This is a genomic window from Streptomyces sp. NPDC001508 (genome assembly GCF_040298665.1).
Taxonomy (GTDB): domain Bacteria; phylum Actinomycetota; class Actinomycetes; order Streptomycetales; family Streptomycetaceae; genus Streptomyces.
The window spans coordinates 24,420-50,321 of the sequence record NZ_JBEPAP010000069.1 but is presented as its reverse complement, the minus strand read 5'-3'; the positions used below and the strand labels follow the sequence as shown (position 1 = coordinate 50,321).

Below are 25,902 nucleotides of genomic sequence, written 5' to 3'. Positions count from 1 at the left end.
GGCGGCTTCGCCGGGAAGGCGATGTTCACCTACCGGTACAGCTACCGGCCCGCCATGTGGGAACGGCTTCTGCTCAGGGCCGGATTCGCCACCGCGGAGGCGACCGAGGTGGATGCCCCGAAGCCCGGGCACATCGGCACCCTCATCGTCCGGGCCCGCGCCTGAAATCTCGACGGCCCCGGCCGGACGCCGATCCGGCCGGGGCCGCTCCATGCCTTGATCGTCTGCACTTCGGTTGAGCTAACGATCTCCAAGCCCCCGAAAAGACCACGAGCCCCAGTCCAGACCCACTCTGAACTGGGGCTCCTCCGTAGGCCCTGTGGGACTCGAACCCACAACCAATGGATTAAAAGTCCACTGCTCTGCCAATTGAGCTAAGGGCCCAGGCGATGTTGCTTCCCCGAGCATAGCCGGACGAGGCCGTGTCGCCGATCGGGTATCGGGGACACGGCCGCGTCGCGTGGACGGAACGGCCGAAACCGGGTCGTGCGGACGGGGCCGAGTCCAGATTGTTCCTACCTTGGCGGAGATCCGCGCCGCGGGCCAGGAGGCGTACGGCATCCACGGGCGCCTCGCCCCCGAAGCCCTCGCAGATCCCAGACGCGTCGGCCCCCGGAGCCCTCGGCAGCCCCAGACGCATCAGCCCCGGCACCCCCCGCAGCCCCCAAAGTGCGTCAGCCCCGGCCCCCAGGCAGCCCCAGGGCCCCAGACCCCTTCCCCGTTATCTTCTTCGCGGTCCTGCAAGAGGGCCGCTGGCCTCCGGGCCCGGCATGACTGTGTCCCCCTGTCGAAGGCATGACCTGGGGGGTGGTGTCACCGGGCCCGGGAGGTGTCCGTCGGAGACGCTGATCAGAGGTCCGGCCACCGTCCGGTCCGGCGCAACGCCGGGCAGTTCGCGGGCGGCAGGTCTGCATAACGTGGATGCGCGCGTACGACACCGATGCCGAGGCCAGACCAGGCAACTCCCTTGAGAGGGCACGATGTTCGACACCGAAGACGTGGGTGTGTTCCTCGGCCTGGATGTCGGCAAGAGTGCCCACCACGGGCACGGGCTGACCCCGGCCGGCAAGAAGGTCTTCGACAAGCAGCTGCCGAACAGCGAGCCGAAACTGCGGGCCGTCTTCGACAAGCTGACCGCGAAGTTCGGCACCGTCCCGGTGGCGATCTCCGCTGCTGCCGATGGCCGCCGCTCGCACCCGTCGCTCAAGTGCCCAGTTGCGACAGCCAGTTCGCAGCCGTGGGGAAAACCACTTCCTGACGCGGAGAAGACGCAGATATGACGAGCGCCGTGGCCCCACCGGTGTGTCGGTGGGACCACGGCGTTCAGTCACGGTGTGTCAGGCAGGCCGGGCGCCTCAGCCGTTGCGCTTCCAGCGGGGCTTGTCCTCGCGGCGCCCGAAGGAGCCGGAGCCGCGGTGGTCGTCACGGCGGCCGTACGGACGGTCGTGGCTGCCGGCCCGGAATCCGGGGCGGTCGGTCTGGCGGTCCCGGTTGAACGGGCGGTCGCTGCCGCGGTGCCCGGTCCGGTCGTCCCGGCGGAAGCCACCCCGGTCGTCGCGGCGCTCGAACGAACGCCCGCCACGGTCCCGATCACGGTCACGGTCACGGTCGAAGGAACGGTCCCGGTCGAGCGGACGACGGTCATCCCGGCGGAAACCGCCCCGGTCGTCACGCCGCTCGAAGGAACGCCCACCACGGTCGTCCCGGCGGAAGCCACCCCGGTCGTCGCGGCGCTCGAACGAACGCCCGCCACGCTCCCGATCACGGTCACGGTCACGGTCACGGTCGAACGAACGGTCCCGGTCGAGCGGACGACGGTCATCCCGGCGGAAACCGCCCCGGTCGTCACGCCGCTCGAAGCCACGATCCCGGTCCCGGTCCCGGTCCCGGTCACGGTCCCGGTCACGGTCACGGTCCCGGTCACGGTCCCGGTTGAACCCGGGGCGCTCGCCCCGCTCCTCGCGCCGGTCGCGACGCTCGTACCCGCCCGGCGCCGACGTCCGCTCACCGCGCTCCGCGCGCTCGGCCCGCTCCGGCCGTTCCACGTCCTGCGCCGTCGGCTGCTCCGGCACCGACACGGTCGCCGCCTCGGCCGCCGACGCCTGGGCCTCGGCCACCGCGGCCGCCGGGTCCTCGCCGCGCTCGCGGGCGCTCCTCGCGACCAGCCGGTCGGCCTCCTCGCGCAGCTCGGTCGCCCGGCGCTGGGCGCGCTCCAACTGCTTGGTGAGCTGGGCGACCTCGCGCTCGGCCTGCTGGGCGGCGTTGCCCGCGGACTCGGCCTGGACCTCGGTCATCGAGCGGGCGCCGGTGATCTCGGCGACCTCCGGGTCGAAGGCACCGGCGCCCTGGATGATGTGGCGCGCGGCGTCGACGCCCGCGTCCTCCATCAGGCGGAAGATCTGGCGCCGCTGGTGCGGCAGCGACAGCGAGACGACCGTGCCGGTGCGGCCCGCACGGGCGGTACGGCCGGCCCGGTGCAGGTAGTCCTTGTGGTCGCCCGCCGGGTCGACGTTCAGCACCAGGTCGATACCGTCGACGTGGATGCCGCGGGCGGCGACGTCGGTGGCGACCAGGACGTTGACGTATCCGTCCTTGAAGTCGGCCAGCGTCCGGGTGCGGGCGCCCTGGGTCATGCCGCCGTGCAGCGCGTCCGCCTTCACGCCCGCGTCGCGCAGCTGCTCGGCGACACGGTCGGCGCCCAGCTGGGTGCGGACGAAGATGATGGTGCGGCCCTTGCGGGAGGCGATGGCCGCGGTGACCGGCGCCTTGTCCTTGGGCTTCACGATCAGGATGTGGTGGGACATGGTCGTGACCGCGCCCTGGGCCGCGTCCACCTCGTGCGAGACGGGCGAGGAGAGATAGCGGTCGACAAGGGTCTGGATCTCGTTCTCCATGGTCGCGGAGAACAGCATCCGCTGGCCGCCCGCCGGCACCTGGTCGAGCAGTTCGGTGACCTCGGGCAGGAAGCCCAGGTCGGACATCTGGTCGGCCTCATCGAGGACGGCGATCTGCACGTCCTCCAGGGAGCAGGCGCCGCGGTTGATGATGTCGCGCAGCCGGCCCGGGGTGGCCACGAGGATGTCGACGCCCTTCTCCAGGGCGTAGATCTGGTTGCCCATGGACGTGCCGCCGCAGACGACCTTCATCCTCAGGCCGAGGATGTCGCCGTACGGCTGGAGCGCGTCGGCGACCTGCATGGCCAGCTCACGCGTCGGGGTGAGGATGACGGCCCGCGGGCGCTTGCGCTCGGTGCGGCCGCCCGCCAGCGTGGCCAGCGTGGGCAGGCCGAAGGAGAGCGTCTTGCCGGAGCCGGTGCGGCCACGGCCGAGGATGTCCTTGCCGGCCAGGGCGTCCGGGATGGTCGCGGCCTGGATCGGGAACGGCGCGGTCACGCCGTTCTGCGCGAGCTTGCGCACGACGCCCTCGGGCAGGCCGAGGTCGGCGAAGGTGATCTGAGGGGTGTCAGCGGTCTCGGTGACCTCGGTGGCCGAGTCGGCCCGGGCGTCCTCGACGGCCTCCGAGTTCTCGACGTGCTCGGAGTGCTCGGTGTTCTCGATTTTCTCGGGGTGCTCGGGGTGCTCGGACACGACGACATGGTCGGTGCTGGACACGGACATGCGAATGCGAAACCTTCCGGAGTCTCGTCGGCACGCGCCCGTCAACTCCGTGGTGCGCAATACGACCGCCTCAATGCGGTCAGCCACGGCAAAGGAGAGAACGCGCCACACGGCGCGCTCTGCGATGGCGCCGGGCAAATGGGATCAAACGATCTACCACCATACGCACCCACCGCCCCCCAACGCAAACCGAGTCCCGAAGGGGCGCGGGGCGTACCGATATGCGGCTGCGCCGCTGGAGCGCTCAGGCCCGAGCGCCCGCCGTCGGGGCCGGCTCGCGCTGGACCAGTTGCGGGCCCGGCTCCTCGTGCGCCGACGAGGACGGCTCCGCGGTCGGCGGCGCGGGCGGCGAGGCGGGCGGCTCGGGAGGCGGCGGCGGAGGCGTCGGCTCATCCGTATGCGGATCGGGCGGCTGCTCCCCGGGCGTCGCCGGATCGCGCGGCTTCTCGCTCCGCCCCGGCCCGGCCGGCGTCGCGGACGCGCTGCCCCGGCCCGAGGGCGTGGCCGACGCGGACGCCGACTCCCCGGACTTCCCCTTCCCGCCGCGCCCGCGCTTGCCCTCACCGCCCTCCGCGCCCGCGCCACCGGCATCGGCGCCGGACACCGCCGAGCCGCCGTCGGGCGCCTTACCGTCCTGCTGCGCGGCGGACCGCGACGGCCCTGCCCGGCCGGCACCGCCGCCGACGTTCACGCAGCCGGCGGCAGCGGCGACGGCCAGCACCGTGGCGGCGAGACGGACGGGTACGGACAAGGGGCGCACGGAAGCCACCTCCGACGACGGGCGGGCCAAGAAGTCGACCTGCCCAACTCCCGCCGCCCGCAAGAGGACACGCGCAGGCCCCGTCAGCCGTAGCCGAGCACATGCAGTCGGGCGTCATCGATCCCGAAATGGTGGGCGATTTCATGCACCACGGTCACCTCCGTCTCCGCGACGACGTCGTCCCGCGTCTCGCACATGCGCAGCGTCGGCCCCCGGTAGATGGTGATCCGGTCCGGCAGTACGCCCGCGTACCACTCACCGCGATCCGTCAGCGGAGTCCCCTCGTACAGGCCGAGCAGCTCCGGATCGTCGGCGGGCGGCTCGTCCTCGACGAACACCGCGACGTTGTCCATCAGCCGTGTCAGCTCGGGCGGAATCCGGTCCAGCGCCTCGGCGACCAGTTCCTCGAACTCCTCGCGCGTCATCTCCAGCACAGGGCCATTGTCCGGTACGGAACGGCCGCACGAGCGCCGCGGACCGCCGCATATCCGCTTCCGCGCCTGGGCATACGGGACCAATGGTCCGCGCCCGCGTCTCCCTGCCGAAACGCATCGTCTCCATACCGAGGCACGTCGTCCCCATGCCGAAGCACCTCGCCTCCCTGACGCACCGGCTCGCCGCCCTGCCCGATCGGCTCGCCTCCGTACCGAAACGCGTCGCCGGACTGCCCCGGCGCCTCGTCTCCGTGGCGAAACGCGGCCCGAAGACGTCCCGCGCCCTGCCCGTCCTCGAACTCGCCGGCCGGTCGCGCCCCCGGACCCGCGCCCTCGGCCTGACGGCGGTCGTCCTGGTCGGCGCCTGGCTGGGACTGCTGATCGTCGGCAACGTACGAGCCCCCGTCGGACCCATGAACACCACGATGACACTGCGCCCCTCGCTCACCGGCGGCACAAAGATCAATGTCTCCCCGCTGGGCGCGCTGACCCTCGACAGCCATGTCGCGCCCGTCCGCCTGGACGTGAACGTCGACCAACTGGACCCGCTGCGCTCCCAGGCCCTCGTCGACCACCCCGAGCGGCTCTCCGGCCTCCAGGACGAGGTCTCCCGGGACGTCGAACACGGCACCCTCGACCTGGCCGTGCGCTCCTGCGTCGCCGTCGTCGCCGGCGCCACCGCGCTGGGCCTCGCCGTCTACCGCCGGCCGCGCCGTGCCCTCGCCGCCGGCGGCCTCGCCCTGACCCTGCTCGCCGCCTCCGGCGCGACGGCGTACGCCACCTGGAACCCCAGGTCCGTCCTGGAACCGAAGTTCTCCGGCCTGCTCTCCTCGGCGCCCTCCCTGGTCGGCAACGCCCGCAGCATCGTCACCGAATTCGACGTCTACCAGAAGGAGTTGGCCCGCCTGGTGACGAATGTGACCAAACTGTACGACGTCACCTCCACGCTCCCGACCTACCGGCCGGACCCCGCCACACTCCGTGTCCTGCACGTCTCCGACATCCACCTCAACCCGGCGAGCTGGAAGATCATCGCCTCGCTGGTGGAGCAGTACAAGGTGAACGTGATCGTCGACTCTGGCGACACCATGGACCACGGCACGGCGGCGGAGAACGGCTTCCTGGACCCGATCGCCAACCTGGGCGTGCCCTACGTATGGGTGCGCGGCAACCACGACTCCCGTGTGACCCAGCGCTATCTGGAGCGCATGAAGAACGTGCACGTCCTGGACGACGGCCGGGCGCGGACCGTGGCCGGCCTGCGGTTCGCCGGCATCGGCGACCCGCAGTTCACGCCGGACCGCTCGGCCGCGCCCGGCGGCGACCGGGCCGAGCAACTGGCCGGGGACCGGCTGGCCTCGGCCCTGCGCGACCAGCGGGCCGCCGGGACGCCGGTGGACGTGGCCATCGCCCACGAGCCGTCGGCGGCCCGGGAGACGGACGGCGAGGTACCCCTCGTGCTCGCCGGCCATCTGCACCACGAGCAGACGGAGGTCATGCGGTACGGCACCCGGCTGCGCGTCGAGGGCTCGACCGGCGGCAGCGGACTGCGCGCCGTGGAGGGCCGCTACCCGGACCCGATCGAGGCCTCGATCCTCTACTTCGACCGGGACAGCCGACGCCTCCAGGCCTGGGACGAGATCGAACTGGGCGGGCTGGGACTGACGACCGCCGAGGTCAGCCGCCACCTCCCGGAGAAGGACGGCCCCAAGTAGCCGCCCCTAACCAATTTGGCCCAGCTCTGAGTGACGTAGTAGAGTCACGTCGTGCCCAAGGGCAACCGGTCAGGGGCTTGACCGGCCCGAACTTCGCAAGGAGTGAGGGAGAAGCAGAACCCTTCGGGGGAAAGCGAAGTCACGTGCTTCTCACGTCCCCCTGGAGACGCTCGGACGAAGCAGAGCAGCAACCTGGTAGTACGCCCTCATCGTCTAGCGGCCCAGGACGCCGCCCTTTCAAGGCGGTAGCACGGGTTCGAATCCCGTTGGGGGCACGCAATATCGTGTGCGACACTGTTGCACACAACGCAAGGTCCTGTGGAGCAGTTTGGAGTGCTCGCCACCCTGTCAAGGTGGAGGCCGCGGGTTCAAATCCCGTCAGGACCGCGAAGACCTCGAAAGAGGTCTTTGATGGCTGGGTAGCTCAGCTGGTACGAGCGTCCGCCTGAAAAGCGGAAGGTCGCCGGTTCGACCCCGGCCCCAGCCACAACCGCCCTACCAGGGCAGAAACCCCCGTCGAGAGTCATCGGCGGGGGTTTCGCATTGGCGTAATGCCGACGGTACGACGGCAGTGGCCTCACTCGAAGAGCTTGCTGAGCTGCGTCAACGCCTTCCGTTTCCCCTCCGGGGTCCAGGAGCAGCGACACGGACGAGTGGCGCAGATCATGGAAGCGGTAGCCGTCCAGCCCGGCCCGCTCCCGCAACGCGTACCAGTGCCGGTTCAGATGGCGAGGGTCGACCGGCGAGCCGGCCGCCGCCGTGAAGACGTAGCCCTCGTCGAGCCACTCGTCCCCGCACTGATCATGTTCCCGCCTACCGCTGCGTCCTGCGCTCGCACAGAGCGTCGACCCAGGTCCACAGAGCCTCTTCCTCGACCTGCAGGCCCGGCGGTCGGCGTAATGCTTCTGGCGATGGGAATCGAAACCCACCGCGGCGGTGGATCTGTGGGGTGGCCCATCGCGGGATCGGCGCTCCTCTTGATCAACCTCTGGGTGGCCCGGCGTCGGCTCGCCCTGCGCAGGAAGCCCACTCCAACTCCGTAACGCCGCATCCACAGGTCAGGGAGTCGCCAGGTCAGTCGATACGCGCATACGGCGTCTTGCGAACCGGTGCTCAAGGTCCCGGGCAGCGGCGCTTGACTGGATCATTTAACGCCCGCGCAGCCAGGCAGACCGTTCGTGCAGCGAGACGCTGTCTCACACTTGCGCAATGGATCAGTAAGCCGTGCCTTAAATCTGGTCCGCCGGGGCACCGGGCGTACAACCAGCGGCATCCCTTGCGGATCTGATCGCGTGGGTCAACCGACTCCACGATCACTTCTCCCTCCAGGGGAACGCACATGCGCATACGTGCCACCGTGGCCGCCGTCTCCGGCGCCCTGGCCATCTCCGCCCTCGCAGTCCCGGCCGCGCAGGCCGTCACCGACTCGGGCACCCCGTACACGCTGGACGCGAGCTTCTCCAACGTCTCGATCGCCAAGGCGATCAAGGTCGGCACCACCAACGAGGTCAGCGTCTCGTACTCGTACACACTGACGCACGGCTCGACCGTGAACATCGCCGCGAGTGACTTCTACACGGACGCCTTCCTGTACCACGGCACCTACAGCGACACGGCCCCCGAGCTGTACGGCGACAACCCGGCGACCTGCACCGCCACCTCGTCGACGACGGCCAGCTGCAAGGGCTCCATCAACATCTACCCGACGGACGCCGACCCGAAGACCGCGGACGCCGGCACCTGGCACGTGGCCGCCGAAGCCGTCGCCTTCAACGGCCAGGACCAGCAGAACCCCGACATGAGCAAGGTCGGCTACAAGGACCAGAGCGGACTGGGCAGCACCCTGGTGCAGCGCTACTCGAAGCTGACGACCACCGTCAGCTCGACGTCCGTCTACAAGGGCAAGACCTTCACGGCGTCCGGCAAGCTCTCCCGCGCCAACTGGGACGACAACCTGTACCACGGCTACACCAGCCAGCCGGTCAAGCTCCAGTTCCGCAAGGCCGGCACCACCACGTACACCACGATCAAGACGGTCTACACCGACTCGTACGGCAACCTGAAGACCACCGCGACCGCGAACTACAGCGGCTACTGGCGCTACAGCTTCGCCGGCACCACCACGACCCCGGCGGTCAGCGCCACGGGTGTCTACGTCGGCGTGAAGTGAGGTACGACTCCACCGACCGCGGGCCCGGGTACAGCCGCTTCGGCCGACGGCCCTGACGGCAGTCCGACGGCAACGAAGACGGACGCCGACGTGCACAGCGGTATGTCAAAGGATGCCGACGTCTGTCGCTGTCGGGCCGGATCATGATCCTGGCCGCCCGATCAACTCGCCTGAAAAGCGGAAGGTCGCCGGTTCGACCCCGGCCCCAGCCACAGTCAAGGCCCCGATCTCCGGATCGGGGCCTTGTTGTTCGCCGGTTGGATGCCGGTTGGATGCCGGCTGTACGCCTCGTATGCCCCGTACGCCCAAGGCCCGGAGCGTCGTGCCGCAAATCCGTTAGCCATGGATTTCTCCGGGATGAGATCCTGGGTCGCGTATGTCTACGCATCCCGCCCCCGGCGCACAGTCCCTCGGCGTTCTCGCCGGCCGCCTGACCGAGTTGTCGTTGCGTGACGCGCATCGCCTCGGGCGCAGGCTCGAGGGCGCGCGCAAGATCCGTAAGCCGGAGGCCCGTGCGGCCGTTCTCGCCGAGATCGAGGGCGAGGTCGTCAGGGCCGAGGAGCGCATGGCCGGGCGGCGCTCGCGCGTGCCCGAGGTCGGCTATCCGGAGCAGTTGCCCGTCAGCCAGAAGAAGGACGAGATCGCGGCGGCCATTCGCGATCACCAGGTCGTCATCGTCGCCGGTGAGACCGGTTCCGGCAAGACGACGCAGATCCCGAAGATCTGTCTGGAGCTGGGCCGTGGCGTCCGCGGGATGATCGGGCACACCCAGCCCCGCCGGATCGCCGCTCGCACGGTCGCCGAGCGGGTCGCGGAGGAACTGCGGACGCCGCTCGGTGAGTCGGTCGGCTGGAAGGTGCGGTTCACCGACCAGGTCGACCCGGACGGCACCTTCATCAAGCTGATGACGGACGGCATCCTGCTCGCCGAGATCCAGACCGACCGTGACCTGCGCGCCTACGACACGATCATCATCGACGAGGCCCATGAGCGGTCTTTGAACATCGACTTCCTGCTCGGCTATCTGGCGCAGCTGCTGCCGAGGCGGCCGGACCTGAAGGTCGTCATCACGTCGGCGACCATCGACCCCGAGCGTTTCTCCCGGCATTTCGGCGACGCCCCGATCGTGGAGGTCAGCGGGCGGACCTACCCGGTGGAGGTGCGTTACCGGCCGCTGCTGGAGGAGGACGGTGACGACGCCGACCGGGACCAGATCACCGCGATCACGGACGCGGTCGAGGAGCTGATGGCGCAGGGCGGCGGCGACATCCTCGTCTTCCTCTCCGGCGAGCGGGAGATCCGGGACACGGCGGACGCGCTGGAGAAGAAGAACTACCGGTTCACGGAGATCCTGCCGCTGTACGCCCGGCTCTCGCATGCCGAGCAGCACCGGGTGTTCCAGCCGCACTCCGGCCGCCGGATCGTGTTGGCGACCAATGTCGCCGAGACCTCCCTGACCGTGCCGGGCATCAAGTACGTCATCGACCCCGGCTTCGCGCGGATCTCGCGCTACAGCCATCGCACGAAGGTGCAGCGGCTGCCGATCGAGCCGATCTCCCAGGCGAGCGCGAACCAGCGCAAGGGCCGCTGCGGCCGTACGTCCGACGGCATCTGCATCCGGCTGTACTCCGAGGACGACTTCGATGCCCGGCCGGAGTTCACGGACGCCGAGATCCTGCGGACGAACCTCGCCTCCGTCATCCTGCAGATGACCGCGGCCGGCCTCGGCGACATCGAGAGGTTCCCGTTCATCGACCCGCCGGACCACCGCAACATCCGTGACGGCGTGCAGTTGCTCCAGGAGCTGGGCGCGCTGGACCCGGCGCAGCAGGACCCGCGCAAGCGGCTGACCGAGACCGGCCGCAAGCTGGCGCAGCTGCCCGTCGATCCGCGGCTGGCCCGTATGGTCCTGGAGGCCGACCGCAACGGCTGTGCGCGCGAGGTCATGGTCATAGCGGCGGCGCTGTCCATCCAGGATCCGCGCGAGCGCCCGGCGGACAAGCAGACGCAGGCCGATCAGCAGCACGCCCGGTTCAAGGACGAGACGAGCGATTTCGTCGCCTTCCTGAACCTGTGGCGTTACCTCCGTGAGCAGCAAAAGGAGCGGGGTTCCTCGTCGTTCCGCCGGATGTGCAAGCAGGAGTTCCTGAACTTCCTGCGGATCCGCGAGTGGCAGGACATCTATACGCAGTTGCGAACCGTCGCGAAGCAGATGGGCATCCATCTCAACGAGCAGGACGCCCCGGCCGACCGCATTCATGTCTCGCTGCTGGCCGGTCTGTTGTCGCACATCGGCATGAAGGACGTGAAGAGCGCCGGCGCGGAGAGCGCGAAGGGCGGCGGGAGGAACGAGTATCTGGGCGCCCGGAACGCGAAGTTCGCGATCTTCCCGGGTTCGGCGTTGTTCCGGAAGCCGCCGCGGTTCGTGATGTCGGCGGAGCTGGTGGAGACCAGCCGGCTGTGGGCCCGGGTCAACGCGAGGATCGAACCGGAGTGGGTCGAGCCGCTGGCGGGTCACCTGGTGAAGCGGACCTACAGCGAGCCGCACTGGGAGAAGGACCAGGCGGCCGTGATGGCGTACGAGAAGGTGACCCTGTACGGCGTCCCGATCGTCGCCGACCGCAAGGTCAACTACGGCCGGATCGACCCGGAGGCCAGCCGCGAGCTGTTCATCCGGAACGCGCTGGTGGAGGGGGACTGGCGCACCCATCACAAGTTCTTCGCGGACAACCGCAGGCTGCTCAGCGAGGTCGAGGAGCTGGAGCACCGGGCGCGGCGCCGGGACATCGTCGTGGACGACGACACGCTGTTCGACTTCTACGACCAGCGGGTGCCCGAGGACGTGGTGTCCGGGGCGCACTTCGACGCGTGGTGGAAGCGGCAGCGGCACGAGCAGCCGGACTTCCTGGACTTCGAGCGGGAGATGCTGATCCGCGAGTCGGCGGCGGCGGTCACCGAGGCCGACTATCCCGACTCCTGGCGTCAGGGCCCGCTGAAGTTCCGGGTGACGTACCAGTTCGAGCCGGGTGCGGACGCGGACGGCGTGACCGTGCACATTCCGCTCCAGGTCCTCAACCAGGTCACGGCCGATGGTTTTGACTGGCAGATCCCGGGGCTGCGCGAGGAGGTGGTCACGGAGCTGATCCGTTCGCTGCCGAAGCCGATCCGGCGCAACTATGTGCCCGCGCCCAACTATGCGAAGGCGTTCCTGGAGCGTGCGGTGCCGTTGCAGGAGCCGCTGACGGTGACCATGGCGCGTGAGCTGAAGCGGATGGTGGGGGTGCCGTTCGAGGCGGACGACTTCGACTGGTCGAAGGTCCCCGACCATCTGAAGGTGACTTTCCGGATCGTCGACGAGCGGCGCCGCAAGCTCGCCGAGGACAAGGATCTGGAGGCGCTGCGGCTGCGGCTGAAGCCGAAGGCGAGGAAGGCGCTCTCGCAGGCCGCGGCGGCGACGGCCGTGCGCACGGGAGGCGAGTCCCTGGAGCGCGGCGGGCTGACGGACTGGACGATGGGGTCGCTCACCCGGGTCTTCGAGACGCGCCGGGCCGGTCAGCCCGTGAAGGCGTACCCGGCGCTGGTGGACGACGGGGACACGGTCTCCGTGCGGCTCTTCGACACGGAGGCGGAGCAGGCCGGGGCGATGTGGCGGGGCACACGCCGGCTGATCCTGCGGAACATCCCGGTGAACCCGGCGAAGTACGCGAGCGATCGTCTGACGAACCCCCAGAAGCTGGCTCTGTCCGCGAATCCGCACGGCTCCGTGCAGGCGCTGTTCGACGACTGTGCGATGGCGGCGGCGGACCGGCTGATCGCCGATTTCGGTGGTCCGGTGTGGGACGAGGAGTCGTACCGGAAGCTGCACGACAAGGTGCGCGCGGAGATCGTCGACACCACGGTGCGGACGGTCGGTCAGGTGCAGCAGGTGCTGGCCGCCTGGCAGTCCTGTGAGCGCCGGCTGAAGGCGGTGCGCAGCCCGGCGTTGCTGCCGAACCTGGCGGACGTCAGGGCCCAGCTGGACGGCCTGGTGAAGCCGGGCTTCGTGACCTGGGCGGGGGTGCGGCGGCTGCCCGACCTGATGCGCTACCTGGTGGCGGCGGACCGGCGGCTCCAGCAGATGGCGACGGGCGTCCAGCGGGACACCACGCGCATGGAGAAGGTGCACGAGATGCAGGACGAGTACGCGTGGCTGCTGGAGCAGTTCCCGCCGGGCCGTCCGGTGCCCGCCGCGGTCCTGGACATCCGGTGGATGATCGAGGAGCTGCGGGTCAGCTACTTCGCGCATGCGCTCGGCACGGCGTATCCGGTCTCGGACAAGCGGATCGTGAAGGCGATCGACGCCGTCGTTCCGTGATCACTCGGGTACGCCGGGTGAGTTCGACCAGGGGGCGCGCCCTCCTGTACAGTCTCTTCTCGCGGCGCACCGCACGAATGGCGCCGCGACACCAGGTCCTGTGGAGCAGTTTGGAGTGCTCGCCACCCTGTCAAGGTGGAGGCCGCGGGTTCAAATCCCGTCAGGACCGCAGTACAAGAAGGGCCCGCCCCGGCAGGGGGCGGGCCCTTCTTGCGTCTCCGGGTGCGGCCGGATGGTGCCGGGGCGTCTTGACGGAGTCACTTTCCGCCGGTACCCAGGGAGCAGGGCCCCTGTCCCCGTGTGCGGGCCTGTGGAGGTGGCGTATGGCGGCGGCGGCCAGGCACGAGACGCGGGCGCTCCTCAGGGCCCATCTGTCGGCCGCTTCGTCCTACCGGCATCTGACCCGGCATTGCGCGATCTGCCACCGTCTGCTGCGTCTGGCGATGGATTCCGCCCCACGGGCCACAGAGGACGCGGAGGCCACCGAGGACGTCAGCGAGGACGAGAGCGCCTTTCCCGCGTGACCCCCTGCGCCCCAACACCCTTGCCACGATGGGCAACTGGCCCCGCGGGCCGGCTTCGGCGCGGGCCGTGGGCGGGCTCCTCTAGCGCATCCGGACCGGGGGTAACAAGCACTTCGGTATGTGACGGGTGTCACCGCAAGAGTTTTTGAAACGGTGGCGCTTACGCACGTCCTACAACTAGTCAATTTAATATGTGCAATTGCACCCCTCTCCGGGGCCTTCCACAGCGGATCCGACACCGCTCCCCAGACTCCGACAAGCCCGCTCACAGACACCGCGTCGCCCGGGCCGCCGGCGCACAAAAAAGATCGCGCTGGACCCGGCGGAGTCCAGCGCGATCGACGACGCACCCTGTGTCGCTGCCTAGAACGTTCTGATCGGCTTGGGCGTCGGGCCTGTTGGGGCAGGTCCCGCGTCGCTTGGAGCTAGGTTCCGGGCGTCTCGACGGGTTGGGGGAACCAGCCGTATTGCCCGGTTATGGAGTTGTCAGGCCTCGCTGCGCTGCTGCGGGATGCCCGCGAGCAGTGCACGGACCTCCGCCTCGCGGTAGCGGCGGTGCCCGCCGAGCGTACGGATCGACGTGAGCTTTCCGGCCTTCGCCCACCGCGTGACCGTCTTCGGGTCAACGCGGAACATCGTGGCGACCTCAGCCGGGGTCAGCAGCGGCTCGGCATCAGGGGTGCGAGCGGTCATGAGCGGCCTCCTCGGGAGAACCGAACCATCTCGGTTCTTTCCTCTAAATTCTGCACCTTGACCCGCGTTGCCCGAAATGGCGGACGCGAGTCGAGTCGGTTATAGGACGAACGGCTTGTCCTCGGCACTACAACTACACCATCTGTCCAGCCGCGTCGGCCAAACCGATGGAATTGCCCTCCCAGGTGTTCATCACCGACGGAAGCCGATGGACCATGCCATAACGGACAGTCACGCCACTGTGACGATCAGTCACAGTGGCACCCAGGAGACACGAGACCCCCCTAAAGCATGCAATGCCGAGCCCTTCCCGGACTCCTTGTCCTATTTTGGCATGAGGAGGGGCAAGAGGCGCAAGAGCCGGGTAAAGTGCGGTCCATCACCCTTGACGCAAAAGCCCGGATCGGGCCCAACATCCCGTGACGTCGGGGACTGTCGGGGAAGTACCGTCGACCGTACGCGGACCCTGCCGCCACAGCCGTGACGTACATCACTTCTGACGTAGCGTCAGTTTGCGGAGCGAAGGTCACGGACCGTCCGCCAGCGCTCCACGAGCCGGCCGTACGCCTCCCCCGCGGCGGCCCCGTCGCCCCGGCGCAGCGCGTCGATGCCCTCGGCCACGTCGGCCGCCGAGTGGTCCCCGGCCAGCTCTCCCGCGGGCACCGCGTGCACCAGACCGCCGTAGTCCAGCTCCACCAGCGAGCGCGGATGGAACTCCTCGAGCCAGCGCCCCACATCCACCACGCCGTCGATCAGGGGACCCTCCTCGACCGCGTCCTTGAGGGTGCGCAGCGCCCGCGCCACCCGGCGCCGGGCCTGCACCATCGGCGTGCGGTAGCGCAGCAGCGGCGCCTCCTCGTCGGCGCCCTCGGCGTACTCCCGCTCCGCGTCGGAGACCAGCACGAACCAGCTCAACGGCACCTGCCAGGTGGCCGTGCGGATCCAGGGACGGGCATCGGGGTTGCGGGCGAGCCAGCGCTCGTAGTCCTGGGCGGCCTGGCGGCGCACCACCGGGGGCAGCACCGCGTCCAGGACCGGCTGCGGCAGCTCCTCAGCCAGCTCGCCCAGGGCCTGCCAGCCGCGCAGCCGGGTGCGCCAGGGACAGACGCAGACCACCCCGTCGACGTCCAGCACGAAGGCCTCGCCGCTCTCGTGCACCGGCACCGGCATCGGCGGGGTGGGCAGCAGATCCGCCAGGGAGCGACGCAGCTCGTCCTGGTAGGAGGGGCGGTCGGGGCGGCGGGCGTAGCGCGCCCAGTGGCCGCGCTCCGACTCCGGGAAAGCGGCCAGCGGTTCGTACACACGCAGATACGTCGCGTAGGGGACGATCACCGAGGACACCTTGGGCACGCCTGCTCCCTCCCCATCGGACCCGGCTCGAAACCCGTGCGAAACCCGTACTCGGACCTGCCCGAGCGGCGCTCGGACATAGGGAAACACCGGAAATCCTGCCACGGCCACGGAGGGACGGACGACGCGCCGAGGTGATCCTGAACACTGTACGGTCGGCGGGCGGCCCAGGCTCTACGCTCGTGCCACGGCATCCCGCCGCCTTCCCCCACTACCAAAAGTGTGGGGGTGCCCCCGGGAGACCCGTCTCCACTCGCCGCTACTTACCCGGGAGTCACCACAGTGACCGACGTGACCAACGGCGTCCTGCGCACCCTGTTCCACTCGGACCAGGGAGGACATGAGCAAGTCGTGCTCTGTCAGGACCGCGCCAGCGGCCTCAAGGCCGTCATCGCCATCCACTCCACCGCTCTGGGCCCCGCGCTCGGCGGCACCCGCTTCTATCCGTACGCGAACGAGGAGGAGGCCGTCGCCGACGCCCTCAACCTCGCGCGCGGGATGTCGTACAAGAACGCCATGGCCGGTCTCGACCACGGCGGCGGGAAGGCCGTGATCATCGGCGACCCGGAGCGGGACAAGTCCGAGCGGCTGCTGCTCGCCTACGGGCGGTTCGTGGCCTCGCTCGGCGGACGGTACGTCACCGCGTGCGACGTCGGCACCTACGTCGCCGACATGGACGTCGTGGCGCGCGAGTGCCGCTGGACGACCGGCCGGTCCCCCGAGAACGGCGGCGCGGGCGACTCCTCCGTCCTCACCGCCTTCGGCGTCTACCAGGGCATGCGCGCCGCCGCCCAGCACCAGTGGGGCGACCCCTCGCTGCGCGGACGCCGGGTGGGCATCGCCGGCGTCGGCAAGGTCGGCCACCACCTGGTGCGGCACCTGCGGGACGAGGGCGCCGAGGTGGTGATCACGGACGTGCGCGAGGAGGCCGTGCGCCGCATCCTCGACCAGCACCCCGAGGGCGTGACGGCGGTCGCCGACACCGACGCGCTGATCCGGGTCGAGGGGCTGGACGTCTACGCCCCGTGCGCGCTCGGCGGCGCCCTCGGCGACGACAGCGTGCCGGTGCTCACCGCCAAGGTGGTGTGCGGCGCCGCCAACAACCAGCTCGCCCACCCGGGTGTGGAGAAGGACCTCGCCGACCGCGGGATCCTCTACGCGCCGGACTACGTGGTGAACGCCGGCGGGGTCATCCAGGTCGCCGACGAACTGCACGGGTTCGACTTCGACCGGTGCAGGGCCAAGGCGGCGAAGATCTTCGACACCACGCTGGCCATATTCGCACGTGCGAAGGAGGACGGGATTCCGCCGGCCGCCGCGGCCGACCGGATCGCCGAGCAGCGGATGGCGGAGGCCCGCAGCGCACACTGAGCGCTCCGCCGGACAGCCCATGACGCGCCGCCGAGGCCGCCGCGGCGGTGTCGTGGCCGGCCCTAGATCGCACGTCTGACCGGTACCCGTCGGCACGAAGTTGGAGAGAACTCTCACTTCAACCGGCGGGTCGTCCCCGGATAAGTGGTTAAAATCGCCACTGACCAGCGAGGACGGGGCACCTCGACGGTCCTGTGCACACGCGCGTGCTGTGGGCGACGTACCGTATGGGCGTGGGCTCAGGTACCGTGGAAGCCCTACGGACGGGCCTCTCTGCGGAGAGTCCGTTCCGGATCATGAACGCGTGTCAGACTCTGGGGCCGTCGAGCCCCGTCGTTGAGGGGGTCGAGCCATGGGGCGCGGCCGGGCCAAGGCCAAGCAGACGAAGGTCGCCCGCCAGCTGAAGTACAACAGCGGTGGGACGGACCTCTCACGCCTGGCCGAGGAGCTGGGCGCATCGACGTCGAACCAGTCGCCGAACGGCGACCGCTTCGAGGACGATGAGCATGACGACGACCTGTATTCACGGTACGCCGACCTCTATGAGGACGACGACGAGGAGGACGAGGACGGCCAGTCCTCGCAACACCGTCGCGGCGCGTGACGCCGGCAGCGGCTTAGCCGTGTCATCCCGGTCCGGGGCTCAGCACCGGACCGGGATTTGTGCTGACGTCGCGGTTACGCGTAGTCGCCGACCAGCTTCGCACCCGTGGGTTCGTCGCCTCGGTCGGTGATCTCGCCGGCCACCCAGGCGTCGACGCCGCGGTCGGCGAGCGTCGCGAGGGCCGCGTCCGTGGACTCCTGCGGCACGACCGCGATCATGCCGACGCCCATGTTGAGGGTCTTCTCCAGCTCCAGTCGCGCTACGTCACCGGTCCTGCCGACCAGGTCGAACACCGGGCCCGGGCTCCAGGTGGAACGGTCGACGACCGCGTGCAGCCCGTCCGGGATCACCCGCGCGAGATTGGCGGCGAGCCCGCCACCGGTCACATGGCTGAAGGCGTGCACCTCGGTGGTGCGGGTCAGCGCCAGACAGTCCAGGGAGTAGATCCTGGTCGGCTCCAGCAGCTCCTCACCGAGGGTGCGGCCGAACTCCTCGATCCCCGCGTCCAGGGACAGCCCGGCCTGGTTCAGCAGCACATGACGGACCAGGGAGTACCCGTTCGAGTGAAGACCGGAGGACGCCATGGCGATCACCGTGTCACCCGTACGGATGAGATCCGCGCCCAGCAGCCGGTCGGCCTCCACAACGCCCGTACCGGCGCCCGCGACATCGAAGTCGTCCTCGCCCAGCAGACCCGGGTGCTCGGCCGTCTCGCCGCCCACCAGGGCGCAGCCGGCCAGCACACAGCCCTCCGCGATGCCCTTGACGATGGCCGCGACCCGCTCCGGGTGCACCTTGCCGACGCAGATGTAGTCGGTCATGAACAGCGGCTCAGCGCCGCACACCACGATGTCGTCCATGACCATCGCGACCAGGTCATGGCCGATGGTGTCGTACACGCCCAGCTGACGGGCGATGTCGACCTTCGTGCCGACGCCGTCGGTGGCGGAGGCCAGCAGCGGGCGCTCGTAGCGCTTGAGCGCCGAGGCGTCGAACAGTCCGGCGAAGCCGCCGAGGCCGCCGAGGACCTCGGGGCGCCGGGTCTTCCTCACCCACTCCTTCATCAGTTCGACGGCGCGGTCGCCCGCCTCGATGTCGACGCCCGCGGCTGCGTAGCTGGCACCAGTGGTCTCAGGCATGACTGTGACTTTCGTGTCGTACGGCAGGTGTTACGGGCGACGGATCGCGTCGACTGCGGCCGGGGCGGCCGTGCCGGCCGCCAGCTCGGTCTCCAGGAGCTGCTTGCCGAGCAGCTCGGGGTCCGGGAGTTCCATCGGGTACTCGCCGTCGAAGCAGGCGCGGCACAGGTTCGGCTTGGCGATGGTGGTCGCCTCGATCATGCCGTCGATGGAGATGTAGGCCAGGGAGTCGGCGCCCAGCGAGGTGCCGATCTCGTCGATGCTCATGCCGTTGGCGATCAGCTCGGCGCGGGTGGCGAAGTCGATGCCGAAGAAGCAGGGCCACTTCACGGGGGGCGAGGAGATCCGGATGTGCACCTCGGCCGCACCCGCCTCGCGGAGCATGCGGACCAGGGCGCGCTGGGTGTTGCCGCGCACGATGGAGTCGTCCACGACGACCAGGCGCTTGCCCTTGATGACTTCCTTGAGCGGGTTCAGCTTCAGGCGGATGCCGAGCTGGCGGATGGTCTGCGAGGGCTGGATGAAGGTCCGGCCGACGTAGGCGTTCTTGACGAGACCGGCGCCGAACGGAATCCCGCTGGCCTCCGCGTAGCCGATGGCGGCCGGGGTGCCGGACTCCGGGGTCGCTATCACCAGGTCGGCCTCGACCGGGGCCTCCTTGGCGAGCCGGCGGCCCATCTCGACACGGGAGAGATACACGTTCCGGCCGGCGATATCGGTGTCCGGGCGGGCCAGATACACATACTCGAAGACACAGCCCTTGGGCTTCGCTTCCGCGAATCGCGAGGTACGCAGACCGTTCTCGTCGATCGCCACGAACTCGCCGGGCTCGATCTCACGCACGAAGCTGGCGCCCGTGATGTCCAGGGCTGCGGTCTCCGAGGCGACCACCCAGCCGCGCTCCAGGCGGCCCAGCACCAGCGGGCGGACGCCCTGCGGGTCACGGCCGGCGTACAGGGTGTGCTCGTCCATGAAGACGAGTGAGAAGGCGCCCCTGACCTTGGGGAGGACCGCGTGCGCGGCCTCCTCGATGGTCAGCGGCTTGCCGTCGTCGTCGACCTGGGCGGCGAGGAGCGCCGTGAGCAGGTCGGTGTCGTTGGTGGCCGCGACCCGGGTCGAGCGGCCGTTGGTGTCCTTCGGCAGGTCGGCGACCATCTCGGCGAGCTGCGCCGTGTTGACCAGGTTGCCGTTGTGGCCGAGCGCGATGGAACCGTGCGCCGTGGCACGGAACGTCGGCTGGGCGTTCTCCCACACGGAGGCACCGGTGGTCGAGTAGCGGGCGTGTCCGACCGCGATATGGCCCTGGAGCGAACCGAGCGATGTCTCGTCGAAGACCTGCGAGACCAGGCCCATGTCCTTGAAGACGAGGATCTGGGAGCCGTTGCTGACCGCGATTCCCGCGGATTCCTGACCCCGGTGCTGGAGGGCGTAGAGCCCGAAGTAAGTGAGCTTTGCGACCTCTTCGCCGGGAGCCCAGACCCCGAAGACGCCACACGCGTCCTGGGGGCCCTTCTCACCGGGGAGCAGATCGTGATTGAGTCGACCGTCACCACGTGGCACGGCTCCGAGTGTAGGCGAGATCAACCACTGGTCCGAATTGGCTAATGCCCCGAAGTTATGTGTTCGTCATCCGTCATGGTTCCGCGACCGCGCTGGCCCTCTCGCCGTTTTCGCTGGTCAGCGTGATGCTGCGGTGATCCAGGCGGTAGCCGACCGTGCCGCCGAAGAGGCGCAGCAGGCTCTTTTCCGTACGCATGAGTGAGACGTCGCACACCATTCGGGTGGTGGCGGGAGTGCCCAGAGTGATATGGGCGTCGCGGACCGTGGCCCTCGCGGTCACCCGGTTGCAGCCCAGGCTGCCGGTGACCCGGCCGCTCTTCTCATCGAGGACGAGATACGGCGCGGCGCCGCCGGGCAGCGACGCCGCGGGGCGGTCGGGGCCGTCGGGGCGGTCGGGGCCGTCGGCATCGAGTGCCGTGATGATCCACTTGGTGCCTCGTAGCGGCGCGTCCGGCTCCTCGGTCAGTCGCACGGTGTCGCCGGCCTCGGTACCGAGGGTCAGTTCGCCGCCGCGCACCCGGGTGGTGAGCGGGCCGTCGGCGAGGGTACGGGCGAGCGCCCGCTCGAAGGCCATCGGCTGCCGCGCGCAGCCCATCTCGGTCATCTCGGCGTCTTCGAGCGTCAGGCGGTCGCCGGCGAAGGCGGCCCGGGCGCTGAAGTGGTTGCAGCCGTAGTTGCCCCGGACCCGGCCGTCGGCGAACTCGGCGTAGGCCCCGGCGGGCGCCCGCCGTACCGTGCCGTCCACGGTGACGCTGTCGACGCTCCAGCGGACGCCGGTGACGGACGCGCGGACGGAGCGGGAGCCGCCGTCCACGCGCTCGCTGCCACAGGCCGCGGGCGGCAGCAGCAGCACGAGCGAGGCCATCAGGGTCAGGCGCCGCCTCTTGCGGTCCCTGGTCCACGTACCGTCCATGGTCCTTCGACGCGGCGACCGGGCCTTCGGTTCTACGACATCAGCGGCAGCAGCCGGCCGAGGTCCGCGCGCTCGCCGCTTGCGCTGACCTTCGCGTCCGCCACGGCGTCCGCCCAGGCCAGTCGTCCCGTGGCGAGCCGGATCCAGGTCAGCGGGTCCGTCTCCACGACGTTCGGCGGAGTGCCGCGGGTGTGCCGGGGCCCCTCCACACACTGCACGACCGCGTACGGCGGGATACGCACCTCGGTGGAGCCGCCCGGCGCCTTCGCCGCGAGGGCGTCGGCGAGCAGGCGGGTCGCCGCGGCGAGCGCCTGCCGGTCGTAGGGGGCCTCCAGTCCGGGCACGGCGGCGTTCAGGTCGTCGGTGTGGACGACGAGTTCCACGGTCCGGGTGACGAGGTAGTCGGCAAGCGGCAGGGCGCCCGCGTTGGTCTCCAGGATCCGGCTGCCGGGATGCGCGTCGAGCCTGGCGACGAGGTCGCGCTCGACGTCCGCGAGGTAGGCGACCGGATCGGGGTGGCGCGCCACGAGACCGCGGGTGAACGCGTCGATGGCCGGGGCGTTGGCCGACGTGGCGAACGGCCAGTCGAGAAGCGTGCTGCTGCCCTGCCGGGGCGGCTCGGGCCGGTCGAGGGAACGGCCGATCGCCGTGACCGCCATCCCGATGTGCGCGACGAGTTCGCGTACGGTCCAGTCGCCGAGCCGCGTGGGAAGCGCCAGCTGTTCGGGGGTGAGGGTGCGGACCGCTTCCCGTACGGTGCCGAGCTGGGCGAGGACCGCGGTGCGGGTTCTGGCGGGGTCGTAGGTGCGGGTGCGCGTTTTGGCCGGGGGCATAGACGCTCCGCTGGGTGGGCCGAAGGGCGTTGGAAGGGGGTGCGTTGGGGGTGTGGGGGTGTGGGAAGGGGCGGGGGCTGTGGTCGGGCGAGTGCGGGCTCGTCGTGGCCGAGCGCGCAGTTCGCCGCGGCCCTGTCGGGCGCGCCGGCCATCAGCTTCGCTGCGTGGTCCGGGGTGCCTCGGGGAGGGTGGATCCGTTGGCGGGTGGGTGCGGACTCGTTGGGGCCGAGCGCGCAGTTCCCCGCGGCCCTGTCGCTGTCGGGCGCGCCGGTCGGCAGGTCCGCTGCGTGGTCCGGGGTGCCTCGGGGAGGGTGGATCCGTTGGCGGGTGGGTGCGGACTCGTTGGGGCTGAGCGCGCAGTTCCCTGCGCACCTGTCGCTGTCGGGCGGCAGGTCCGCTGCGTGGTCCCGTTCGGGGTGGAGCCCCGCCGTGGGGCGGGGCTCCGGGGGGTCAGGTCAGGAGGGACGGGATTGTTTGTTCGTGGGTTGTGCGCAGGTGGGTCAGGGGGAGGTCGAACTCGTCCTGGAGGGTGATCGTGTCGCCGTCCACCACGCCGATACGGGTGGCCGGCAGGCCCCGCGCGCCGCACATGTCGTTGAAGCGGACCTCCTCCGAGCGGGGCACCGCGACGAGCGCGCGGCCGGCCGACTCGGAGAAGAGGAAGGTGAAGGCGTCCAGGCCGTCCGGCACGACCAGGCGCGCGCCCTTTTCGCCGAGCAGGGCCGACTCGACGACCGCCTGGATCAGACCGCCGTCCGACAGGTCGTGCGCGGAGTCGATCATGCCGTCGCGGGAGGCGGAGATCAGGATCTCGGCCAGCAGACGCTCACGCTCCAGGTCCACGGCCGGCGGCAGACCGCCGAGGTGGTCGTGGATCACCTGGGACCAGGCCGAGCCGCCGAACTCCTCCCGTGTGTCGCCGAGGAGGTAGAGCAGCTGGCCCTCCTCCTGGAAGGCGACGGGGGTGCGGCGGGCCACGTCGTCGATGACGCCCAGGACCGCCACGACCGGGGTGGGGTGGATCGCGGCCTCGCCCGTCTGGTTGTACAGGGAGACGTTGCCGCCCGTCACGGGCGTGCCCAGCTGCCGGCAGCCGTCGGCGAGGCCGCGCACCGCCTCCGCGAACTGCCACATCACGGCGGGGTCCTCGGGCGAGCCGAAGTTCAGGCAGTCGGAGACCGCGAGGGGCTTCGCACCGGTCGTCGCCACGTTCCGGTACGCCTCGGCGAGCGCCAGCTGCGCGCCCGCGTACGGGTCGAGCTTGGCGTAGCGGCCGTTGCCGTCCGTGGCGATGGCGACGCCGAGACCGGTCGACTCGTCGATGCGGATCATGCCCGAGTCCTCGGGCTGGGCCAGCACCGTGTTGCCCTGCACGAAGTGGTCGTACTGGGACGTGATCCACTTCTTCGACGCCTGGTTGGGTGAGCCCACGAGCCTCAGGACCTGGTCCTTCAGCTCCGCCGACGTCGCCGGCCGGGGCAGCTTGTTCGCGTCGTCCGCCTGGAGTTCGTCCTGCCAGGCCGGGCGGGCGTACGGGCGCTCGTACACCGGGCCCTCGTGCGCGACCGTGCGCGGGTCGACGTCGACGATCTTGCCGCCGTGCCAGTAGATCTCCAGGCGGTCGCCGTCGGTGACCTCGCCGATCACCGTGGCGATGACGTCCCACTTGGCGCAGATCTCCAGGAAGCGGTCGACCTTCCCCGGCTCGACGACCGCGCACATGCGTTCCTGCGACTCGCTCATGAGGATTTCCTCGGGCGAGAGCGTCGAGTCGCGCAGGGGGACGTCGTCCAGGGTGACGCGCATGCCGCCGGAGCCGTTGGAGGCCAGCTCCGAGGTGGCGCAGGACAGGCCGGCCGCGCCCAGGTCCTGGATGCCGACGACCAGCTTCTCCTGGAACGCCTCCAGGGTGCACTCGATGAGGAGCTTCTCCTGGAAGGGGTCGCCGACCTGGACGGCGGGGCGCTTGGAGGGCTTCGCGTCATCGAAGGTCTCGGAGGCGAGGATCGAGGCGCCGCCGATGCCGTCGCCGCCCGTGCGGGCGCCGTACAGGATGACCTTGTTGCCGGCGCCGGACGCCTTCGCCAGGTGGATGTCCTCGTGCCGCATCACGCCGATGGCACCAGCGTTGACCAGCGGGTTGCCCTGGTAGCAGGCGTCGAAGACGACCTCGCCGCCGATGTTGGGCAGGCCCAGGCAGTTGCCGTAGCCGCCGATGCCGGCGACGACTCCGGGGAGCACCCGCTTGGTGTCGGGATGGTCGGCCGCGCCGAAGCGCAGCGGGTCGACCACGGCGACCGGGCGGGCGCCCATCGCGATGATGTCGCGGACGATGCCGCCGACTCCGGTGGCCGCGCCCTGGTAGGGCTCGACGTAGGAGGGGTGGTTGTGCGATTCGACCTTGAAGGTCACGGCGTAGCCCTGGCCGACGTCCACGACGCCGGCGTTCTCACCGATGCCGACGAGGAGCGCGTCGGACTCGGGGGCCTTCTCGCCGAACTGGCGCAGATGGACCTTGGAGGACTTGTACGAGCAGTGCTCGGACCACATGACGGAGTACATGGCGAGTTCGGCGCCGGTCGGGCGGCGGCCCAGGATCTCCACGACCCGCTCGTACTCGTCCTTCTTCAGGCCGAGTTCGGCCCAGGGCAGCTCGACGTCGGGGGTCGCGGCCGCGTGTTCGACCGTGTCCAGAGGCGTCCGGCTCATGCGCCCACCAGCTTCTTGAGGATCGAGGTGAAGAAGGGGAGGCCGTCGGTGCGGCCGGTACCGATCAGCGGTTCCACGGCGTGCTCGGGGTGCGGCATGAGGCCGACGACGTTGCCCGCCTCGTTGGTGATGCCGGCGATGTCGCGCAGCGAACCGTTGGGGTTGAAGTCCAGGTAGCGGAAGACGACCCGGCCCTCGGCCTCCAGCTTGTCGAGCGTGTACCGGTCGGCGACGTACCGGCCGTCCATGTTCTTCAGCGGGATGTGGATCTCCTGGCCCTCGCGGTAGTCGCCGGTCCAGGCGGTGCCCGCGTTCTCCACCCGCAGCTTCTGGTCGCGGCAGATGAAGTGGAGGTGGTCGTTGCCGAGCATCCCGCCCGGCAGGAGGTGGGCCTCGGTGAGGATCTGGAAGCCGTTGCAGATGCCGAGGACCGGCAGTCCGGCCCGCGCCTGCTCGATGACGCTCCCCATCACCGGCGAGAACCGGGAGATGGCACCGGCCCGCAGGTAGTCGCCGTAGGAGAAGCCGCCGGGCAGCACCACGGCGTCGACCTGCTTGAGGTCCTTGTCCTTGTGCCACAGGGCGACCGGTTCGGCGCCGGCGAGCCGGATCGCGCGCCGGGTGTCCTGGTCGTCGAGGCTGCCGGGGAAAGTGACGACGCCAATACGAGCGGTCACTTGGCGGCCTCCGCGACTTCCGCCGCCTCTTCGACCTTGACGGTGAAGTCCTCGATCACGGTGTTGGCGAGGAAGGATTCCGCAAGATCGTGGATGCGGGCGAGCGCGGCCTCGTCGACCGGCCCGTCAACTTCCAGTTCGAATCGCTTTCCCTGACGTACATCCGAGATGCCTTCGAAACCCAGGCGCGGCAGGGCACGCTGGACCGCCTGGCCCTGGGGGTCGAGGATCTCCGGCTTGAGCATGACGTCGACTACGACGCGTGCCACTGGCACTCCCGGTGTGTGGTGCTGAGCAGGTTCCTTCAGCGTACCGGTACGAAATTTCTACGCGGGTAGAGTTGGAGGAAGCTACGTGATCACCATCACGATCCCGCATCGAAGGGGTGCGGTTGTGAAAAGTTCCGGGAAAGATCCTCGGTCGGTCCCCCATAGCTATTGCGCTGGGACACGCTGAGGGATTTAGTCGGGCTTCACATT

General features: G+C 69.9%; 18 protein-coding genes, 5 tRNA genes and 2 pseudogenes. 12 read left to right on the top strand and 13 right to left on the bottom strand.

Annotation, left to right across the window (positions count from 1 at the left end):
- A pseudogene (locus ABT245_RS38560) lies at positions 1-165 on the top strand (SAM-dependent methyltransferase); the annotation flags it as partial.
- 146 nt (positions 166-311) lie between these two features.
- Here the strand turns inward: ABT245_RS38560 and ABT245_RS38555 are convergent.
- A tRNA-Lys gene (locus ABT245_RS38555) sits at positions 312-384 on the bottom strand.
- A 596-nt stretch (positions 385-980) separates the two neighbouring features.
- On the opposite strand from ABT245_RS38555, the pseudogene ABT245_RS38550 reads away from it, so the two are divergent.
- Positions 981-1,178 (top strand): annotated as a pseudogene (locus ABT245_RS38550) (IS110 family transposase); the annotation flags it as partial.
- A 177-nt stretch (positions 1,179-1,355) separates the two neighbouring features.
- Here the strand turns inward: ABT245_RS38550 and ABT245_RS38545 are convergent.
- From ABT245_RS38545 to ABT245_RS38535, 3 genes are all read right to left on the bottom strand, one after another.
- A complete protein-coding gene (locus ABT245_RS38545) occupies positions 1,356-3,617 on the bottom strand; it encodes a DEAD/DEAH box helicase (RefSeq protein WP_351743510.1) in 2,262 nt (753 codons plus the stop codon).
- 244 nt (positions 3,618-3,861) lie between these two features.
- The gene (locus tag ABT245_RS38540) at positions 3,862-4,377 is read right to left on the bottom strand and encodes a hypothetical protein (RefSeq protein ID WP_351743507.1); all 516 of its coding nucleotides are present in this window, start codon (positions 4,375-4,377) and stop codon (positions 3,862-3,864) included.
- Between the two features lie 83 nt (positions 4,378-4,460).
- Positions 4,461-4,811: a metallopeptidase family protein gene (locus ABT245_RS38535; RefSeq protein ID WP_351743504.1), complete on the bottom strand. Its 351-nt coding sequence runs from the start codon at positions 4,809-4,811 to the stop codon at positions 4,461-4,463.
- Positions 4,812-4,957: 146 nt separating this feature from the next.
- Here ABT245_RS38535 and ABT245_RS38530 point away from each other — a divergent pair, with 146 nt between their 5' ends.
- The 8 genes from ABT245_RS38530 (at position 4,958) to ABT245_RS38495 (ending at position 13,574) form a co-directional block, all read left to right on the top strand.
- Entirely contained in the window at positions 4,958-6,526 is a 1,569-nt protein-coding gene (locus ABT245_RS38530; protein ID WP_351743502.1) for a metallophosphoesterase family protein, read from the top strand.
- A 202-nt stretch (positions 6,527-6,728) separates the two neighbouring features.
- Positions 6,729-6,801, top strand: a tRNA-Glu gene (locus ABT245_RS38525).
- Positions 6,802-6,838: 37 nt separating this feature from the next.
- A tRNA-Asp gene (locus tag ABT245_RS38520) sits at positions 6,839-6,913 on the top strand.
- A 26-nt stretch (positions 6,914-6,939) separates the two neighbouring features.
- Positions 6,940-7,013, top strand: a tRNA-Phe gene (locus tag ABT245_RS38515).
- 852 nt (positions 7,014-7,865) lie between these two features.
- Positions 7,866-8,696: a hypothetical protein gene (locus ABT245_RS38510; RefSeq protein WP_351743499.1), complete on the top strand. Its 831-nt coding sequence runs from the start codon at positions 7,866-7,868 to the stop codon at positions 8,694-8,696.
- 376 nt (positions 8,697-9,072) lie between these two features.
- Entirely contained in the window at positions 9,073-13,050 is a 3,978-nt protein-coding gene (hrpA, locus tag ABT245_RS38505) for an ATP-dependent RNA helicase HrpA (RefSeq protein WP_351743497.1), read from the top strand.
- A gap of 94 nt (positions 13,051-13,144) precedes the next feature.
- A tRNA-Asp gene (locus ABT245_RS38500) sits at positions 13,145-13,219 on the top strand.
- A gap of 154 nt (positions 13,220-13,373) precedes the next feature.
- Positions 13,374-13,574, top strand: coding sequence for a DUF6274 family protein (locus ABT245_RS38495; protein WP_351743494.1), 201 nt, complete (start codon positions 13,374-13,376; stop codon positions 13,572-13,574).
- Positions 13,575-14,060: 486 nt separating this feature from the next.
- Here the strand turns inward: ABT245_RS38495 and bldC are convergent, their stop codons facing one another.
- Positions 14,061-14,267: a developmental transcriptional regulator BldC gene (bldC, locus tag ABT245_RS38490; RefSeq protein ID WP_003949541.1), complete on the bottom strand. Its 207-nt coding sequence runs from the start codon at positions 14,265-14,267 to the stop codon at positions 14,061-14,063.
- Positions 14,268-14,774: 507 nt separating this feature from the next.
- Positions 14,775-15,617: a DUF8083 family protein gene (locus ABT245_RS38485; RefSeq protein WP_351743492.1), complete on the bottom strand. Its 843-nt coding sequence runs from the start codon at positions 15,615-15,617 to the stop codon at positions 14,775-14,777.
- Between the two features lie 282 nt (positions 15,618-15,899).
- Here ABT245_RS38485 and ABT245_RS38480 point away from each other — a divergent pair, with 282 nt between their 5' ends.
- Together ABT245_RS38480 and ABT245_RS38475 are read left to right on the top strand one after the other, a co-directional pair.
- Positions 15,900-16,988, top strand: a complete 1,089-nt coding sequence (locus ABT245_RS38480) for a Leu/Phe/Val dehydrogenase (RefSeq protein WP_351743489.1) — start codon at positions 15,900-15,902, stop codon at positions 16,986-16,988.
- A 352-nt stretch (positions 16,989-17,340) separates the two neighbouring features.
- Positions 17,341-17,592 (top strand): DUF3073 domain-containing protein, encoded by a 252-nt coding sequence (locus ABT245_RS38475; RefSeq protein WP_121895237.1) that lies wholly within the window; start codon positions 17,341-17,343, stop codon positions 17,590-17,592.
- A 74-nt stretch (positions 17,593-17,666) separates the two neighbouring features.
- On the opposite strand, the gene purM is transcribed toward ABT245_RS38475, so the two are convergent.
- The 7 genes from purM to purS form a co-directional block, all read right to left on the bottom strand.
- Positions 17,667-18,731, bottom strand: coding sequence for a phosphoribosylformylglycinamidine cyclo-ligase (purM, locus tag ABT245_RS38470; RefSeq protein ID WP_351743486.1), 1,065 nt, complete (start codon positions 18,729-18,731; stop codon positions 17,667-17,669).
- A gap of 30 nt (positions 18,732-18,761) precedes the next feature.
- Positions 18,762-20,291: an amidophosphoribosyltransferase gene (gene purF, locus ABT245_RS38465; RefSeq protein ID WP_351743483.1), complete on the bottom strand. Its 1,530-nt coding sequence runs from the start codon at positions 20,289-20,291 to the stop codon at positions 18,762-18,764.
- A 73-nt stretch (positions 20,292-20,364) separates the two neighbouring features.
- The gene (locus ABT245_RS38460; protein ID WP_351743479.1) at positions 20,365-21,204 is read right to left on the bottom strand and encodes an META domain-containing protein; all 840 of its coding nucleotides are present in this window, start codon (positions 21,202-21,204) and stop codon (positions 20,365-20,367) included.
- A 32-nt stretch (positions 21,205-21,236) separates the two neighbouring features.
- Complete coding sequence (locus ABT245_RS38455) at positions 21,237-22,037, bottom strand: maleylpyruvate isomerase family mycothiol-dependent enzyme (RefSeq protein WP_351743476.1); 801 nt, start codon at positions 22,035-22,037, stop codon at positions 21,237-21,239.
- Positions 22,038-22,487: 450 nt separating this feature from the next.
- On the bottom strand, positions 22,488-24,746 hold the full coding sequence (purL, locus tag ABT245_RS38450) for a phosphoribosylformylglycinamidine synthase subunit PurL (RefSeq protein ID WP_351743473.1): 2,259 nt from the start codon (positions 24,744-24,746) through the stop codon (positions 22,488-22,490).
- Positions 24,743-25,423 (bottom strand): phosphoribosylformylglycinamidine synthase subunit PurQ, encoded by a 681-nt coding sequence (purQ, locus tag ABT245_RS38445; RefSeq protein WP_351743470.1) that lies wholly within the window; start codon positions 25,421-25,423, stop codon positions 24,743-24,745. The genes purL and purQ overlap by 4 nt, the downstream gene beginning before the upstream one ends.
- Positions 25,420-25,692, bottom strand: coding sequence for a phosphoribosylformylglycinamidine synthase subunit PurS (gene purS, locus ABT245_RS38440; protein ID WP_067056252.1), 273 nt, complete (start codon positions 25,690-25,692; stop codon positions 25,420-25,422). The genes purQ and purS overlap by 4 nt, the downstream gene beginning before the upstream one ends.
- Between the last annotated feature and the right edge of the window lie 210 nt (positions 25,693-25,902).